The following is a 14,796-nucleotide window of genomic DNA, read 5'->3' as shown; positions in this document are numbered from 1 at the left end:
TACGCAGCGCCCACCGTGCAGCGGCGGTGGGCGCTGCTGGCGCGGCGCGGCGGCACCTCGACGCTCGCAGACGCGCTCGTCAATACCACTCTCCGCCGAGCCCGAGCGTGAAGCTGAAGGTCGTGCCCTCGGGCAGGAACACCGGGTGGAGCTCGGCGGCGAGGGCGAACCCGCTGCGCCGCGGCCCGTCGCCGGACAGGCCGCCGAGGATGAGGGCGCCCCGCGCGTGCGCGCCGAAGTACCAGTCCGAGGTGCTGGCGCAGCCGGCGCCCGACTCGAGGCCCGCGAGCGTCGCGGAGCAGCTCGCGACGGCCACGTAGTCCATGGATGGCCCTGCGCCGAAGTCGAGGACATGAAACAAGGTGAAGCTCGCGAGGAGCGAGTTGTAATCGATGAACCCCGCCTCGAACCCCGCGCTATTGTCGGTGCTCTCGGGGGTGAGCGTCAGCATGGGGGTGTTCTGGTAGTAGATCCCGAACAGGTGATTGATCTGGAGGCCGAGCCGGCCCGTCCACGCGAAGACGCCGCCGGTGCCCGTCGGCGCTTTGATGACGCCGCCGCCCAGCGTGCTGCCATACCGGAGCCGGACGCCGTCCCGCTCCTCGTCCTCGGGCTCCTTGTCCCCGGGCTCCTTGTCCTGCGTCTTCTCCTCCGGCTCGGCCGGTGAAGGCTCCGGCTCGTCCACGGTCACCGGGCCCGCCACCGGGGGTGGCGCAGCGCTCGGACGCGCCGGCTGACTCCGGGGCGGACGCGGAGCGACCGGTGGCGCGGGCGCGACGGGAGGCGGCGGCGCGGGCGCGACCGGCGGCGGCGGCGCGGGCGCGACCGGCGGCGACGGCCCATACGGCGGCGCGGGCGAATACGGTGGCGCGGGCGAATACGGCGGCGCGGGCGCGACGGGCGGCGGCGGCGCGGGCGCAACCGGCGGAGGCGGCGCGGGTGCGACCGGAGGCGGCGCCGGCGCTGCGGGCGGCGGCGCCGGCGCGGGCGGGACCGGCGGCGGCGATGGCGACGGGATCGGCGTGGGCGCAGGCGCAGGCGGCGGCGCCGGCGCGGGCGGGACCGGCGGCGGGGACGGCGACGGCGTGGGCGCCGGCGACGGCGGCGGCGGCGGCGGCGGCGGCGGCGCTGGTTGCGCGGAGGCAGACGGAAGCGGTTCCGGAGGAGGAGGCGGCGGGAGGGGAGCGGCGTCCTGGGTCAGGGCCGTCGCCGAGACCGCCAAAGGAACGGTGAGCGCCGCAAGCGCGGCAAGCCAGCGAGGGGATGTCATCCGGTTTTCCTCGACGCGCTCCTCGCGGCCGTCAAGCGCGCGAAGGTGCGAGCTGTGGGCCGCGGTGCACAGGCGTGATGATCCCCCCGCACGCCAAGAAACGCCAGCCCACGGATCGCCGCCCGATGAGCCCCACATCCCCATCCCTCCACTTTTCATCACGGAGCGCGGCGGCTCCGGCCACCAGCCCCCTCGAGCCATGCGTCGAGACCCCAAAGCCCTTCTGTGCGGCATCAGCCCCCTGCTCGGGATCCTCCTGTCCGTCGCCTGCGTGGGGGAATCTTTCCACCAAGACGCGAACGGCGATGGTGGCGCTGGAAGCGTCCAAGCATCGACCGGCGCGGGCGATGGCGGCGCAGGCCTCGTGGGCCCAGGCAGCACCGGCAGCGCGGCAGGGCACGGCGCCGGTGCGGGGGACAGCGCCAGCGCGGGCGGCGGCGGCAGCGCGGGCGACGGCGGCAGCGCCGGCACGGGCGGCGACGACGGCGACGGCGGGGCGGCCGCGGGGCGGCCGTGCAAGCGCGGCATCGCGTACGGGTACCACTCGGTCGCCGACCTCTCGGCCCTCTCGGCCAGCGTCGGCTGGTGGTACAACTGGGCGACCGTCCCCGACGAGGCGCTCCGGGGAGGCGCCTACGTCGACCTGGGCGTCGACTTCGTGCCGATGGTCTGGGGCGGCCGCTTCGACGCCGACCAGGTCAAGGCGGCGATCCCGAGCGGGGCGAAGTACCTCCTCGCGTTCAACGAGCCTAACTTCTTCGCTCAGGCCAACCTCTCCGCCGCCGAGGCCGCGGCGCTGTGGCCACAGCTCGAGGAGATCGCCGACGAGAAGGGGCTCAAGCTCGTCTCGCCGGCCGTGAACTTCTGCGGCGGCGGCTGCCACGAGACCGATCCGTTCGCGTACCTCGACGCCTTCTTCGCCGCGTGCGAGGGCTGCCGCGTCGATTTCATCGCGGCGCACTGGTACGCTTGCGACAGGCCGGCGCTCGAGTGGTACCTCGGCGAGCTCAAACGCTACCGGCGCCCGATCTGGCTGACCGAGTTCTCGTGCGGAGACGGCGCGGATCGGTCGCCCGAAGCACAGGCGGCGTACATGCGAGAAGCGGTGCCCCTCCTCGAATCGGACCCCGACGTCTTCCGGTACGCCTGGTTCTCCGGGCGGACCGACGCGATCCCCAACGTGGACCTGCTCGGCGCGAGCGGGGAGCTCACCGCGCTCGGCGAGCTCTACGTCTCCCTGCCCCACGCGGAGAGGTGCAGCCAGTGACCGCCCGCGCGGCGGTCGCTCCGTCGACCCCGCCGCCCGCCGGCGCGGTCTCCGCCGTCGCCGCGGCCGGCCTCCAGGGCGCGCCGCTCGATTTCGACGAGGTGTACGAGGAGACCTTCCCCTTCGTCTGGCGGACCGTGCGCCGCCTCGGCGTGGACGCGTCCGCGCACGAGGACGTGTGCCAGGAGGTGTTCGTGGTCGTGCACCGGCGGCTCCCGGAGTTCCGGGGCCGCTCGTCGCTGAAGACGTGGGTCTTCGGAATCGTGGTCAACGTCGTGCAGACGCACCGGAGATCGCTGCGCCGCAAGAGCCCCGCCCACCGCGGGACGGGAGAGACGGTGGATCCGGAGCAGCTCGCGGGGCCGAGCGACCTCAGCCCCGACGAGGCCATGACGAGGGCGGAGGCCGCGCGCGTGGCGCACGACCTCCTTGCGTCGCTCGACGAGGAGAAGCGCGTGGTGCTCCTCCTCGCCGAGCTGGAAGAGATGCCGGCGACGGAGATCGCTCAGGGTATCGGCGTGAACATCAACACCGTATATGCGCGGCTGAGGGCCGCTCGACAGGCATTTTCCGACGCGGTGCGCCGCCACCACGCCAGGATCCGAGGAGGCCGCAATGGATGAGCTGGGGCCTGGGGAGCGGGCGCTCCTGAACGCCCTCCGCGACGAGGACGAGCCGACCGACGACGACCGGCGGCGGATGCGCGCGGCCGTGTGGGCGAGGCTCGGCCTCGCCGGGGCGGCGGCCACGGCCGTGATCGCGAGCGCCAACGGCGCCGCGGGGGCCGGCGCCGTCGGCTCGGTGAGCGCCGGGGCCGGAAGCGGCGCGAGCGCCGCGGCGGCGCACACGGTCGGCTCCACCGCCGCGGGCGCGGCCGCGAGCGGCGCGGTCGCGAAGGGGGCGGCCGTCACGCTGCTCGGCGCCCCGCTGAAGATCGGGCTCGCGACGCTGATCGTGGGCCTCGCGACGGGCGCAGCGCTCTACCTCCCGGCGTCGGGCGAGGCGCCCGCGCCGCACACGGCGGAAGCGCCGAGGCTCGCGGGCCTTGCGCCCCGAGCGCCGCACGCCTCGTCGCCCTCCGGCGCGCCGGGCGACGAGGCGCCTCCGCCCGCCGAGGCCAGCGCCTCTGCCGAGGAGAGCGCCTCCGCCGAGAGCAGGGCCGCCGCGCAGGCCAGCGCCTCTGCCGGGGCGAACGCCCCTCCCCCGGCCAGCGACGCCGCCCAAGCCAGCGCCGCGCCCGGGGCCGGCGCCGCCGCCCAGGCCAGCGCCGCGCCCGCGGCGACCGTCGCGTCGCGCGGGCCGGCGTCGCGCGCGCCGGCGCCGGGGACCGCCGCCGCGAGGCCGGGCGCCGAGGGGCTCGACGCGGAGATCGCGCTGCTGCGCGACGCGCAGCAGGCGCTGCAGGCGGGCCAGTTCGCGCAGGCGCTCTCGAAGCTGAACGAGCACGGGAGCCGCTACCCGAGGGGCGTGCTCTCGACCGAGCGCGAGGCCTCGCGCGCGATCGCGCTCTGCCGCTCCGGCCGCGCGGCGGCCGGCAGGGCGATCGCGGCGAAGCTCCTGGCGCAGAGCCCGGGCTCGCCGCTCGCGACGCGCGTGCGCGCCGCGTGCGGGCAGGAGGAGTAGAGTGCGCGGGTGCACGTCTCAAGAGCGGCCTGGGCCCCGTCGGCCCTGCAGGCGCTGATCGTCGCGGCGGGGCTGCTGCCTGCCCGCGCGCGCGCGGCGCCCGCCGAGCCGCGCACCATCGAGCTCCGCTGGGAAGCGCCGGACGGGTGCCCGCCGGCCGACGAGGTCCGGAGCGAGATCGGCCGGCTGCTGGGGACGTCGGCGCAGCGCCAGGCGATCGCGGTCGAGATCGCCGTCGCCCGCCGAGGCGGCTCGCGCCTCCGGCTCGATCTGCGCGTCCGCGCGCCGGTGCCCGGCGAGCGCGCGATCCACGGCGACGACTGCGCGGCCATGGCGCGGGCGGCGGCGCTGATCGTCGCGATGTCGATCGACCCCGACGCGGCCGCGCGGAATGCCGCCGCGCAGCCGGCGCAGCCGGCGCAACCCCAGGCGAGCGGCGGCGACGGAGCGGCCGCGCCGCGCCCGCCGCCGCCCGCGCAGGGCCGCGCGCAGCGGATCCCGCCGCCTGCGGCGAGCCGGCCGCCGCCCACCGCGAGCCGGCCGCCTCCGCCGGACGAGCGCGGCGTGGAGGGGGCGCTCTGGGTGAGCGCGCAGGTCGAGCAGGCGCTCGTCCCGGCGATCGGCGTCGGGGTCGCCGCGGGCGGCGGGATCCGCGCCGGCTGGCTGCGCGCGGACGGGGCGGCCGGCGTGGTGCCGTCGAGCTCCGGCCGCATCGCCGGGCTGACCGCAGGCGCCGACTTCCGGCTCTGGTTCCTCGAGGTCGACGCGTGCGCGCGCGCCCTCGGCCGTCCCCTGGGCGTGTACGTCTGCGCGCTCGGCCGCCAGCACTGGCTCCTCGCCCGGGGGCGCGAGGTCGACGAGGCCTTCACCCGCACGGCGCCGATCTTCGCGGCCGGCCTCGGGACGGTGCTCGAGTGGCGCGTCGCCGCTCCCCTGAAGGTCGAGGGAGCGCTGCACGCCCTCGTCCCGCTGCAGCGGCCCCGCTTCGTCGTCGAGAACCTCGAGGGGACCGTCTATCGCCCCCCGGCCGCAGGTCTCAGCGCCCGCCTCGGCCTCGCGCTGGCCTTCTGAGCGTCACGGCCGATCCGGGCCGGCGGTCCACGCGGCCTCGACCGCGCAGCCGGCCAGCGCCTCGCCGTAGATGCGCAGCTCGTCGTAGCGCCCTCCGAAGTACGGGTCCTGATCGAACTGGGACCGCCCGAGCCAGTTGTTCACGTCCTGGATCGCCGAGAGCGGAAAGCCGACCGGCGCGCTGCCGAGGAGCGCGCCGTCCAGGTAGAGGGCCAGGGACGCGGCCGCGCCATCGAAGACGACGGCGACCTGATGGATCTCGCCGTCGTCGAGCGTCGGCGCGGTGGGGATCGCCACCTCGCCCGCCGCGCCGCTATCGCTCGCGAGCGCGGCGATCCCCCGCGCGTCGAAGCCCGTCGACGGCGTGATGACCAGGTAGGACTCTCCCACGCTCCCGTCGCCTTCGACGGGATCTTCGCCCCCGCTGCCGAGGCCGAAGTCGACGATGCGCATGTAAGCGCCGCCGCCGTCGCGGGCGACCCAGGCCATGACCGTGACATCGCGCAAGCCCGAGAGGAGCCCTGAGGGCAAATCGACATAATCGTCCTCGCCGTCGAGGGCGAGCACCCCTCCGCCATCGAGGCTCGCGCCGCCGAGGATCTCGCCGTCTGCGCCGCCGACGGTATCGGCGACGACCGCCCCCACACCGTCGAACGTGTACCGATGTGTGGGAGACGGCAGCGCATCACAGGGAATCGTCCCACTACCCCCTCCCCCGCCGCTGCCCGCCTCACCGCCGCTGCCCCCTTCCCCGCCGCTGCCCGCCTCACCGCCGCTGCCCCCTTCCCCGCCGCTGCCCGCCTCACCGCCGCTGCCCGCCTCACCGCCGCTGCCCGCCTCACCGCCGCTGGTCGCCGACACCGGGTTCATGCGACCGACCGCGATCTCCGCGTCCGCTCCGCACCCGGACAGCCCGAGGAGCAACACCATCACCGTAGTCTTCTGCGCACAGAGCACGGCTCGATCCTAGCGCGCCCGTGCTGCCGATTTGATCACGAACGCAGCGCGCTCCGGCCACGAGGGGGTATCTGCCGATTCCACACGCGGGAGCCGACGATGACGTTCAGACTTGACCGGGTGTTCGCGCGCCCCTGGCTCGCTGCCGGGGGATGTCTCCTGAGCATCTCATGCACTGGCATCCTCGGGAGCGAGGACGCCCCGGAGGAAGACGCCTCCTCCGTCGCGCCGGGCGGGATGCCTCTGCACCACATGACGGCGTCGGAATACAACAACACCGTCGCCCACCTCCTGGGAACGCGCCTGAGGCCCGCGGACGGCTTCCCGGCCTTCGGCGCGAAGGGCTTCGACGCGAGCGTCAGCGCACTCTCGAACCTGTCCCAGGTCCTGGTCCAGGGATATTACGACGCCGCCAAGAAGCTCGCCGAGGACGCGTTCTCGAACGAGGCGCAGCGCGCGAAGATCCTCGTGTGCGACCCGGCGCAGGGCGCGGGCGACGGGTGCGCGCGCGAGATCATCGAGCGCTTCGGGCTGCGCGCCTTCCGGCGCCCGCTCGAGGCGGCGGAGGTCGAGCGGTACGCGGCGCAGTACGCGCGCGCGCGGAGCACCCTCGAGATGTCGCCGGTCGAGGCGGTGCAGCACGTCGCCCGGGCCCTGCTGACATCGCCGCATTTCCTCCTGCGGATCGAGGCGGGCCCCGATTCGGAGCGATCGCCGGGCGCCCTCAACGGCTACGAGATCGCCTCGCGCCTCTCGTACCTGCTCTGGAGCTCGCTCCCGGACGAGGAGCTCTTCGACGCGGCGGAGGGCGATCGCCTGGCCACCGAGGACGAGCTCCGGCAGCAGGTGGACCGGATGCTGGACGACCCGAAGAGCGCCGCCTTCTTCCAGAACTTCTTCGGGCAGTGGCTCGGCACGCGCACGCTCCCCAGCCACAACGTCGACGCGTCCCTGTTCCCGCTCTGGAACGACGACGTGAAGGGCGCGATGGTCGATCAGGCCAACGCCTTCTTCGCCGAATTCACCACCGGCGGGCGGCCGTGGTCCGAGTTCCTCACGGCGCCCCACCCGGACAGTCCGCAGCTCGCGCCGCTCACCGCGAGCGACCCCGAGGGCGTCCGCGGGGGATTCCTCACGCTCCCCGCGTTCCTAACGCTGTCGTCGCGCGCCGATCGCACCTCGCCCACGTCCCGCGCGAAGACGATCCTGGCGCAGCTCTTCTGCGTGCCCCTGGCGCCGCCCGCCAACGTGGACATCCCCGAGCTCGACGCCCCGGGCAGCGGCTCGGGCCCGGTCGACAACGTCCGCGCGAAGCTCGAGAAGCACCGCGAGTCGCCCGACTGCGCGAGCTGCCACGACCTGCTCGACCCGATCGGGCTGAGCCTCGAGAACTTCGACGCGATCGGCGCCTACCGGACCGCGTACCCGAACGGCGATCCGATCGACGCGACGGGCAAGCTCGATGACACGGAGTTCCAGGACTTCTCCGGCCTCCTGCCGAAGCTCCAGGGAGACCCGCAGCTCGGGGTCTGCCCCTCCGAGCAGCTCTTCACCTACGCCCTGCGCCGGCGCCCGGCCGGCGCGGACATGTCCACGTTCCGGGAGATCGCCGCGCGCTGGGACAGCGGCACGATCGCGGATCTCGTGAAGCACGTGGTGACCAGCGGCGCCTTCCGCCTCCGCGGCGGGAAGGGCGAGGCGCAGTGAGGCCGCGGGCGCTTTTCTCGAAGGACACCGGTCACGAAGGAGCGATGCGCACATGAAACGCTTGATGACACGCAGGAACCTGTTGCGCGGCGCGGGCGTCTGCCTGGCGCTGCCGTTTCTCGAGAGCCTCGCGCCGCGCCGGGCCCGCGCGGGGGAGCCCGGCACCCCGAAGCGCTTCGTGCTCTGCACCTTCCCGAACGGGGCGCCCCATCACTGGTGGGAGACGGCGCCCGCGTTCGGCAAGACGCTGAAGGGCGCCGATTTCAAGCTGCCGAGGGTGCTCGAGCACTTCGCGCCGGTGAAGTCGAAGATGCTCATGATAAGCCGCCTCGGCAACTACACCTGGAGCAAGGAGCAGAACCCGTTCATCGAACCGTCCCACTCGCGCTGCGCCGCCGCGCTGTCGACCTGCGTCGACGCCGATCAGCTGGGGAGAGACGCGGGGCAGGACCTCGGCGAGTGGGTGGGCAACGGCGTCTCGGTCGACCAGCTCATCGTCCAGAAGGCCGGCCCGGAGCAGGCGACCCGCATCCCGTCGCTGCAAACGGGGCTCGGGGTCAAGCCGGGCTTCTTCGACGGGCGCAGCTACGCCTACAACCAGGCCGTCTCCTGGAAGAGCCCGCGCGAGCCGCTCAAGCGCTCGGTCAACCCGAAGGCGGTGTTCGACGCGCTCGTCAGCGCGGGCGCGGCGCCCGCGGCGCCCGTGCCCGGGCAGACCGACGAGCAGGCCAGGATCGAGGCGGAGCGCCGCGCGGCGACCGAGAAGAGCGTCATCGACGCCGTGCTCGCGGACGCGAAGTCGCTCATGAACCGGGTCGGCTCGGACGATCGCAAGATCGTCCAGCAATACCTCGACTCGCTGCGCGAGATCGAGAAGAACGTGACCCGCGTCCAGTCGACGATGACGCCGGGGCAAGGGAGCCTCGGCTGCAGCCCGATCCGCGAGCCCGGCGTCGTCCCAGAGCCGCCCGGACAGCAGGAGGGGCTCAACGAGAACGACAGCACGGAGGCCGGCGAGTACAAGCACGACGATCACGCGAACGTCATGATCGATCTCATCGTCATGGCCATTCAATGCGACGTGACTCGCGTCGTCACCCACATGCTCGACGACGCGCGCTCCGAGTTCGAGTACCGGTGCATCCCGGCGGACGTCCGCGCGAAGGTGGGCCTCGAGTACCGGCAGGGCAGCAGCCTCCATTATCACTCCTGCCAGCACGGCCCGGGCAACCTGGGCAGCACGAACGAGGGCGGCCGCTACGCGGTCGTCGAGGAGAGCAACCTCGACTTCGCGGCGATCAACTGCTGGCTCGGCCAGAAGACGGCGCAGCTCGCAGAGCGGCTCGACGCGATCCCCGAGGGCGACGGGACGGTGCTCGACCACTGCGTGATGGTGTACATGAGCGAGATGCGTACGCACGATCACGACGCGTACGATCTGCCCATCGTCCTTCTGGGCGGCGACGGCGTCTTCCTGAACGACGCGCACGTCGCCTACGACGCGCTCGGAAGCGATCGCCAGCTCCGCGATCTGTGGTTCACCATCATGAACCAGTACTACGGCCTGGGCGTCGCGTCGTTCGGCGAGGATCGCCGCGGCGAGCCGAACCGGCTGCTCGAGGAGATCCTGCGCTAGCGCGGGGGATCGCGGTCTTTCTGGATAGGCTCACGTCGGAGGGTAGCGCGATGATCGAACGCCGCTCACGTCGGCTATTGTCTCGGGGTCTCCAGGTCGCGCTCGGGCTGCTCGCGGCCTGCGCAGCAGGGCTCGGGTGCTCGGGCGACCCGTCGCCGGCGTCTCCCCCGCCGGGCGGCGGGGGCGCTCCGCCGGGCGGCGCGGGCGGCGGGGGCGATCCCCCTCCCGCGCCGTGCGTGGAGGCGGACGGCGGGCCGGCGCTGCCGCAAGCGTTCGCCCTCAACTGCGGCGGATGCCACAGCGCCCACGGCGACACGAGCGGCGGGTTCCCCGATCTGTTCGCCTTCGACGGCTCCCAGGAGGCGTTCGCGGCGCAGGTGCGCACGGGCAGCGGCCGCATGCCGGGCTTCGGCGAGCAGGCGATCACGTCGGCCGATATCGAGGCCATCTACGCCTATTTCTCCTCGGGAGCGCCGCCCGCCGCGACCTGCCCCGGCGGCGAGGTCGACCCCGGCGAATGCTCCGGCGTGAGCGGCCAGATAGCCCCCCTGTTCCCGGCGGTCGCGGGCGGCAAGGCGATCACCACGACGGCCGCGGACGGGACGATCACGCTCGAGGCGGCGGGGCGCGTGCGCGGGCGCCACGAGCGAGAGGAAGAGTTCAGCCCGTTCCAGCCGCGCTATTTCGAGAACCGCAGCTACAAATTCATCGTCGAGGACGCGATCCCGGCGGGCGGCAGCACGGTCAAGTTCACCTGGCTCCCGAACGCGAAGGCGTCGGACACCCAGGTGATCAACTTCCGCTGCTGGTACACGGGCGACGGCAACGTGTTCCACTCGAACAACGGCATGGATCGCATCACCAGCACCCACTGGGAGTTCGTCGTGGATCGCAACGCCAGGGAAGGCAGGGAGATCCGCGAGGGCGATCTGCTCGAGTTCGAGTTCGGGGTGTTCCTCGACCCGGCCACCGTCGAGGGGAGGACCAGCTATTACAGCGACACGTTCCGCTACCGCGTCGGCAGCGGCGAGCTGACGCCGTTCGACGCGCCGAACGAGGCCGCCCTGTCGGGCGGAGACGGGACGATCCCGTACATCTACGCGGAGCCCCACCTCTATTTCGAGCAGATGGCGCTCAACATCCAGGAGGGCTCGATCCAGCGCTTCCTCGAGGGGCGCCGCCTGTTCCACACGGACTTCGCCACCGGCGAGCACACCGAGGGCGGCAATCCCGTCTTCGACGAGCACGCGGGCAAGGCGGGGCCGCTCTCGAACCAGACCGCGTGCGTGGGCTGTCACCTCAACAACGGTCGCGGCGCCCCGCCCGAGCCCGGCGAGGCGATGGAGACCGCCGTCGTGAAGCTGTTCGGCGCCGGGGCGGGCGCGGACGGCAAGCCCACGGCAGACCCGATGTACGGCCGGCAGCTGCAGGACAAGGGGCTCGACGGGAGCCCCGGCGAGGGCACGGCCACCGTGGCCTACGCGGAGGAGCCCGGGCAGCTCCCCGACGGCACGCCGTATGTCCTGCGCAAGCCCACGTTCCGCTTCGACGGGCTCTCCGCGGGGCAGATCGCGAGCTACTCGGTCCGCGTCGCCCGGCCGGTCGTGGGCATGGGCCTCCTCGAGGCGATCGCGGAGGAGGCGGTGCTCGAGCGCGCGGACGGGATGGACTGCAACCAGGACGGCATCTCGGGCCGTCCGAACCTGATCCCGGATCCGGTCTCGGGGGTGTTGCGGCTCGGGCGCTTCGGCTGGAAGGCGGGCAAGGTGAGCGTGCCCCACCAGGTCGCCGACGCGCTCGTCGCGGACATGGGCGTGACGACGAGCCTGTTCCCGGTCGAGGAGTGCGGCGAGAAGCAGGCGGGCTGCCAGGCCGGCGCGAGCGGGACGCCGGAGCTCTCCGATGAGGATCTCGACAGGATGGCGGCCTACATGCGCGTGCTCGGCGTGCCGCCGCGCCGCGACACGACGGACCCGGCGGTCCAGCGCGGCGAGGTGCTGTTCAGCCAGGCAGGGTGCGCGAGCTGCCATGTCCCCTCGATGAAGACGGGCAGCCATCACCCGTTCGTCGAGCTGCGCGATCAGATCATCCACCCGTACAGCGATCTGCTCCTGCACGACATGGGCGAGGCGCTCGCGGACACGTCGACGAGCGATCACCTGGCGGGGCCGCGCGAGTGGCGGACGCCGCCGCTCTGGGGCATCGGGCTGCTCGAGGCGGTGAACGGCCACACCCAGCTCCTGCACGACGGCCGCGCGCGGGACGTGGTCGAGGCGATCCTGTGGCACGGCGGCGAGGCGGACGCCGCGAAGCAGCGCTTCATGGCGCTCCCGCGGGGAGACCGCGACGCCGTCGTCGCCTTCCTTCGCTCGCTCTGAGCGCTCAGAGCCCCGAGCGGCGCGCCATCTGCTTCGAGATCCAGCGCATCGGGCCGGGCGCCACGCGGGCGGCGAGGCTCGCCGTCTTCACGAAGAGGCTCGTCTCCAGGACGTCCCGGCGCGCCTCGACGGCGCGCACGATCCCCTCGGCGACCTCCTCGGGGCTCTGCGGCTTGTGGCCCGGCGGGCGGTAGCCGACGTTGTCGTCGGTCACCACCGCGTTGGCGTGGAACGGCGTCGCGACCGGGCCCGGGCGCACCACGAGCACGCGCACGCCCCGCGACGCGAGCTCCGCGCGGAGCGACATCGAGAGCGCCTCCAGCGCGAACTTCGACGAGGCGTACGCGCCCATCCGCGGCGCGGCGACGAGCCCCGCGACCGAGGAGACCATGACGATCGTCCCCTTCGCGGCCGAGAGGGGCTCGATCGCGAGCTGCGCGAGGCGCACGGGCGCGACGACGTTGAGCCGGTAGATCGCCTCGAGCTCGGCGGGGTCGATCTCGAGCGACGGCGCGTAGTAGCCGCGCCCGGCGTTGTTCACCAGCACGTCGAGCCGGCCGTACGCGCCGAGCGTCCGCTCGCAGAGCGCCTTGCGGTCCTCCTCGGCGGTCACGTCGCCGGCCACGGCGATGGCGTCGCCGCCCGCCGCGCGCACCTCCTCGACAACGCGATCGAGCGCCTCGCGCCCGCGCGCGCTCAGCACCACGCTCGCCCCGCGCTTCGCCCAGGAGAACGCGAGCGCTCGACCGATTCCGCTGGATGCACCGGTGATGACGACGACGGGAGCCATGTCGGCGGGAGTATAGGCGCTCCGGACGGCGGGGGACAAATTGCTGCCGGTGGCCGCCGGCCGCGCGGGCAGGGGCGGCGGCAGCGCGGTCAGGGCGGCCAGCGGGCGGTCGCGCTCCTGCGTCCCCGCGCGCGGACGCCCCCTGGAGGCGCGGCGCCCGCCCTCGCCAAAACGGAGGTGTCGTGCGCTGGCGCTCTATCGATCCGGCACAGGATCGTCGCAGAGCTGCAAGACGAATCGACCTCAATGCATGCGCTGCGCCGATCGACGACAACACGATTGCGCCATAATCACCGGAAACGCGTCGGTAACACGTAACACAATCTTCGCGCATTTCTTTTGTGCGCCGACTATATTCCCCCGCACACGAAGCCGCCGGGGGGAACGGCTGCCGTCTCCCCGCATAGCGAGCCATGACGCGTGGGTCTCGATTGCATCGACGCGCCCGAACCGCGCCGATGCTTGAATGTTCGAGCGGCTCACCAGCGAATTCTGACGCGGGGTGACCAGCAGAGCCAGGAGCGGGGCTCGTCCTCGCTCCGCCCGCTGGCAGCGCAGCAACGGCAGCTCGCGATCGTGGGGGTCGCCCGCGTGGGTCCGACCATCCGCTCCGCGAAGCCATGGCCGATCTTGCGACCTGTCTGGCGTGTCCGGCCGGCGCGCGGTCTCGGCGTTGCGCTCTCATCGCGCCGAACCGCGGGATGTGATTCGCCCCGCGGCGATATGGCTCGTCTTACGAGCGAACAGGTGCGAATCGACATAGGACGGAATCTGTATCCGGGGAGGGAATGAGGGACGCACCGTGTGTGCACGCTGTTTGCCGACGCAGTTCCGAACGGGGCGCCGAGCGGGATCGTGACGGGCCGCTGACGAGCGTGAGCGCGAAGAGGCAGCGGTCGAGAACGCGCGTAGCGACGCTCTCGACGAGCGACGCCGGCGCGCGGCGCAGCCGCGGTACCCACAGGTCCGCGCAGGAGATCTCGCGAGACGCTCTCAACCTCAAACCCTGACAGAGAATGAAATGAAGAAGAAGTCGATTGTTGCCTTGTCGATGACGGTCGGCGCCGCCCTCATGGCGCAGGCGGAGCCGCGAGCGCCGGGCATTGCCCGGCGGCGTCCGTGGGAAACATCACGGAGTACGCCATTCCTTCGAATGCCTCGCCGGGGGCCATCACCTTCGGCCCTGATAACCGCGTCTGGTTCACCGAGGGCTCCGACGACAAGATCGCGGCAGCGGACTCCAGCGGCAACGTGACCGAGTACCCGCTCGCGGCCGGATCGAACCCGCTCGGCATCACCCTCGGTCCGGATGGCCGGCTCTGGTTCACCGAGGCGGGGAGCAACCGGATCGGCGCGATCACGAAGAGCGGCGTCGTGACCGAGTACGACATCCCGACGGCCAACTCGAACCCGTTCGCAATCACGCTGGGATTCGACGGGAACCTGTGGTTCACCGAGCTCCTCGCCAACAAGGTCGGGCGCATCACGCCGGCCGGGGTGATCACCGAGTTCGCGCTGCCCACCGCCAAGAGCCAGCCGCGCGGGATCGCTGCTGGGATCGATGGGAAGCTCTGGGTCGCGGAGTCGTTCGCGAACAAGATCGCGCGGATCAGCACGTCTGGGACCGTGACCGAGTACCCGCTGCCGTCTTCGGCGTCGGGCCCCAACGCGGTGACGCTCGGGCCCGACCTCAACATCTGGTTCACCACGGCGATCGAGATCGCGAAGATCGACACCAGCGGGACCGTGACGGAGTTTGCGCTCCCCGATCCGGAGCGCGCGCCCACGTCCATCACCCTCGGGGTGGACGGCAATCTCTGGTTCACGGAGCAGTTCGGGCACAAGATCGGACGCATCACCACGAGCGGCGTCGTCACCGAGTTCGATCTCCCGATCGCCAACTCTCGTCCGTTCGGGATCACCCTGTTCCCCTCGCTCCAGGGGTGCGGCCTCCTCGACATCTGGTTCACCGAGCGGCAGGGGAGGCGCCTCGGTAAGATCCGCGCGGTGACCACCCACTGAGCGGCACGCGTCGCGAGAGGTAGAGACTTGACCGCCTGCCGGCGAGCGCTTCGGCGACCAGGCGTTCTTCGTTGG

General features: G+C 72.7%; 11 protein-coding genes. 8 read left to right on the top strand and 3 right to left on the bottom strand.

From position 1 onward, the window contains the following. Positions 1 to 79: 79 nt before the first annotated feature. Positions 80 to 691 carry a hypothetical protein gene (locus WMF20_RS08680; protein WP_437612303.1) on the bottom strand — a complete coding sequence of 204 codons (612 nt, stop codon included), beginning with the start codon at positions 689 to 691 and terminating at the stop codon, positions 80 to 82. Positions 692 to 1,634: 943 nt separating this feature from the next. On the opposite strand from WMF20_RS08680, the gene WMF20_RS08675 reads away from it, so the two are divergent. From WMF20_RS08675 to WMF20_RS08660, 4 genes are read left to right on the top strand one after another with little or no spacing between them, the layout of a single operon-like run. Continuing rightward, positions 1,635 to 2,537: a glycoside hydrolase family protein gene (locus WMF20_RS08675; protein WP_437612301.1), complete on the top strand. Its 903-nt coding sequence runs from the start codon at positions 1,635 to 1,637 to the stop codon at positions 2,535 to 2,537. Next, positions 2,534 to 3,160, top strand: a complete 627-nt coding sequence (locus tag WMF20_RS08670; protein WP_129573900.1) for an RNA polymerase sigma factor — start codon at positions 2,534 to 2,536, stop codon at positions 3,158 to 3,160. Before WMF20_RS08675 ends, WMF20_RS08670 begins: the two co-directional genes overlap by 4 nt. Next, on the top strand, positions 3,153 to 4,160 hold the full coding sequence (locus WMF20_RS08665) for a hypothetical protein (RefSeq protein WP_437612299.1): 1,008 nt from the start codon (positions 3,153 to 3,155) through the stop codon (positions 4,158 to 4,160). Before WMF20_RS08670 ends, WMF20_RS08665 begins: the two co-directional genes overlap by 8 nt. Before the next feature lie 9 nt (positions 4,161 to 4,169). Beyond that, positions 4,170 to 5,231, top strand: a complete 1,062-nt coding sequence (locus WMF20_RS08660) for a hypothetical protein (protein ID WP_437612297.1) — start codon at positions 4,170 to 4,172, stop codon at positions 5,229 to 5,231. Positions 5,232 to 5,234: 3 nt separating this feature from the next. Here WMF20_RS08660 and WMF20_RS08655 read toward each other — a convergent pair whose 3' ends face one another. Continuing rightward, a complete protein-coding gene (locus WMF20_RS08655) occupies positions 5,235 to 6,188 on the bottom strand; it encodes a LamG domain-containing protein (protein ID WP_437612295.1) in 954 nt (317 codons plus the stop codon). A 99-nt stretch (positions 6,189 to 6,287) separates the two neighbouring features. On the opposite strand from WMF20_RS08655, the gene WMF20_RS08650 reads away from it, so the two are divergent. The 3 genes from WMF20_RS08650 to WMF20_RS08640 are packed head-to-tail and all read left to right on the top strand — an operon-like array spanning position 6,288 to position 11,909. Continuing rightward, positions 6,288 to 7,895 (top strand): DUF1592 domain-containing protein, encoded by a 1,608-nt coding sequence (locus WMF20_RS08650; RefSeq protein ID WP_437612293.1) that lies wholly within the window; start codon positions 6,288 to 6,290, stop codon positions 7,893 to 7,895. 52 nt (positions 7,896 to 7,947) lie between these two features. Continuing rightward, on the top strand, positions 7,948 to 9,531 hold the full coding sequence (locus WMF20_RS08645; protein WP_437612291.1) for a DUF1552 domain-containing protein: 1,584 nt from the start codon (positions 7,948 to 7,950) through the stop codon (positions 9,529 to 9,531). A gap of 50 nt (positions 9,532 to 9,581) precedes the next feature. Next, the gene (locus WMF20_RS08640; RefSeq protein WP_437612289.1) at positions 9,582 to 11,909 is read left to right on the top strand and encodes a di-heme oxidoredictase family protein; all 2,328 of its coding nucleotides are present in this window, start codon (positions 9,582 to 9,584) and stop codon (positions 11,907 to 11,909) included. A gap of 4 nt (positions 11,910 to 11,913) precedes the next feature. Here WMF20_RS08640 and WMF20_RS08635 read toward each other — a convergent pair whose 3' ends face one another. Further along, positions 11,914 to 12,699, bottom strand: a complete 786-nt coding sequence (locus tag WMF20_RS08635; RefSeq protein ID WP_437612287.1) for an SDR family NAD(P)-dependent oxidoreductase — start codon at positions 12,697 to 12,699, stop codon at positions 11,914 to 11,916. Between the two features lie 1,119 nt (positions 12,700 to 13,818). Here WMF20_RS08635 and WMF20_RS08630 point away from each other — a divergent pair. Continuing rightward, the gene (locus tag WMF20_RS08630) at positions 13,819 to 14,721 is read left to right on the top strand and encodes a Vgb family protein (protein WP_437612285.1); all 903 of its coding nucleotides are present in this window, start codon (positions 13,819 to 13,821) and stop codon (positions 14,719 to 14,721) included. Positions 14,722 to 14,796: the final 75 nt, after the last annotated feature.

It is taken from the genome of Sorangium sp. So ce834, from assembly GCF_051521425.1.
Taxonomy (GTDB): Bacteria; Myxococcota_A; Polyangia; order Polyangiales; family Polyangiaceae; genus Sorangium; species Sorangium cellulosum_D.
The sequence above is the reverse complement of the archived record's forward strand: the minus strand, read 5'-3'. Positions and strand labels throughout refer to the sequence as shown.

Bases quoted from the DNA above. Each gene is read 5' to 3' on its own strand.
- WMF20_RS08645 (WP_437612291.1), top strand. From the start codon at position 7,948: ATGAAACGCTTGATGACACGCAGGAACCTGTTGCGCGGCGCGGGCGTC.
- WMF20_RS08650 (WP_437612293.1), top strand. From the start codon at position 6,288: ATGACGTTCAGACTTGACCGGGTGTTCGCGCGCCCCTGGCTCGCTGCC.
- WMF20_RS08640 (WP_437612289.1), top strand. From the start codon at position 9,582: ATGATCGAACGCCGCTCACGTCGGCTATTGTCTCGGGGTCTCCAGGTC.
- WMF20_RS08665 (WP_437612299.1), top strand. From the start codon at position 3,153: ATGGATGAGCTGGGGCCTGGGGAGCGGGCGCTCCTGAACGCCCTCCGC.
- WMF20_RS08635 (WP_437612287.1), bottom strand. From the start codon at position 12,699: ATGGCTCCCGTCGTCGTCATCACCGGTGCATCCAGCGGAATCGGTCGA.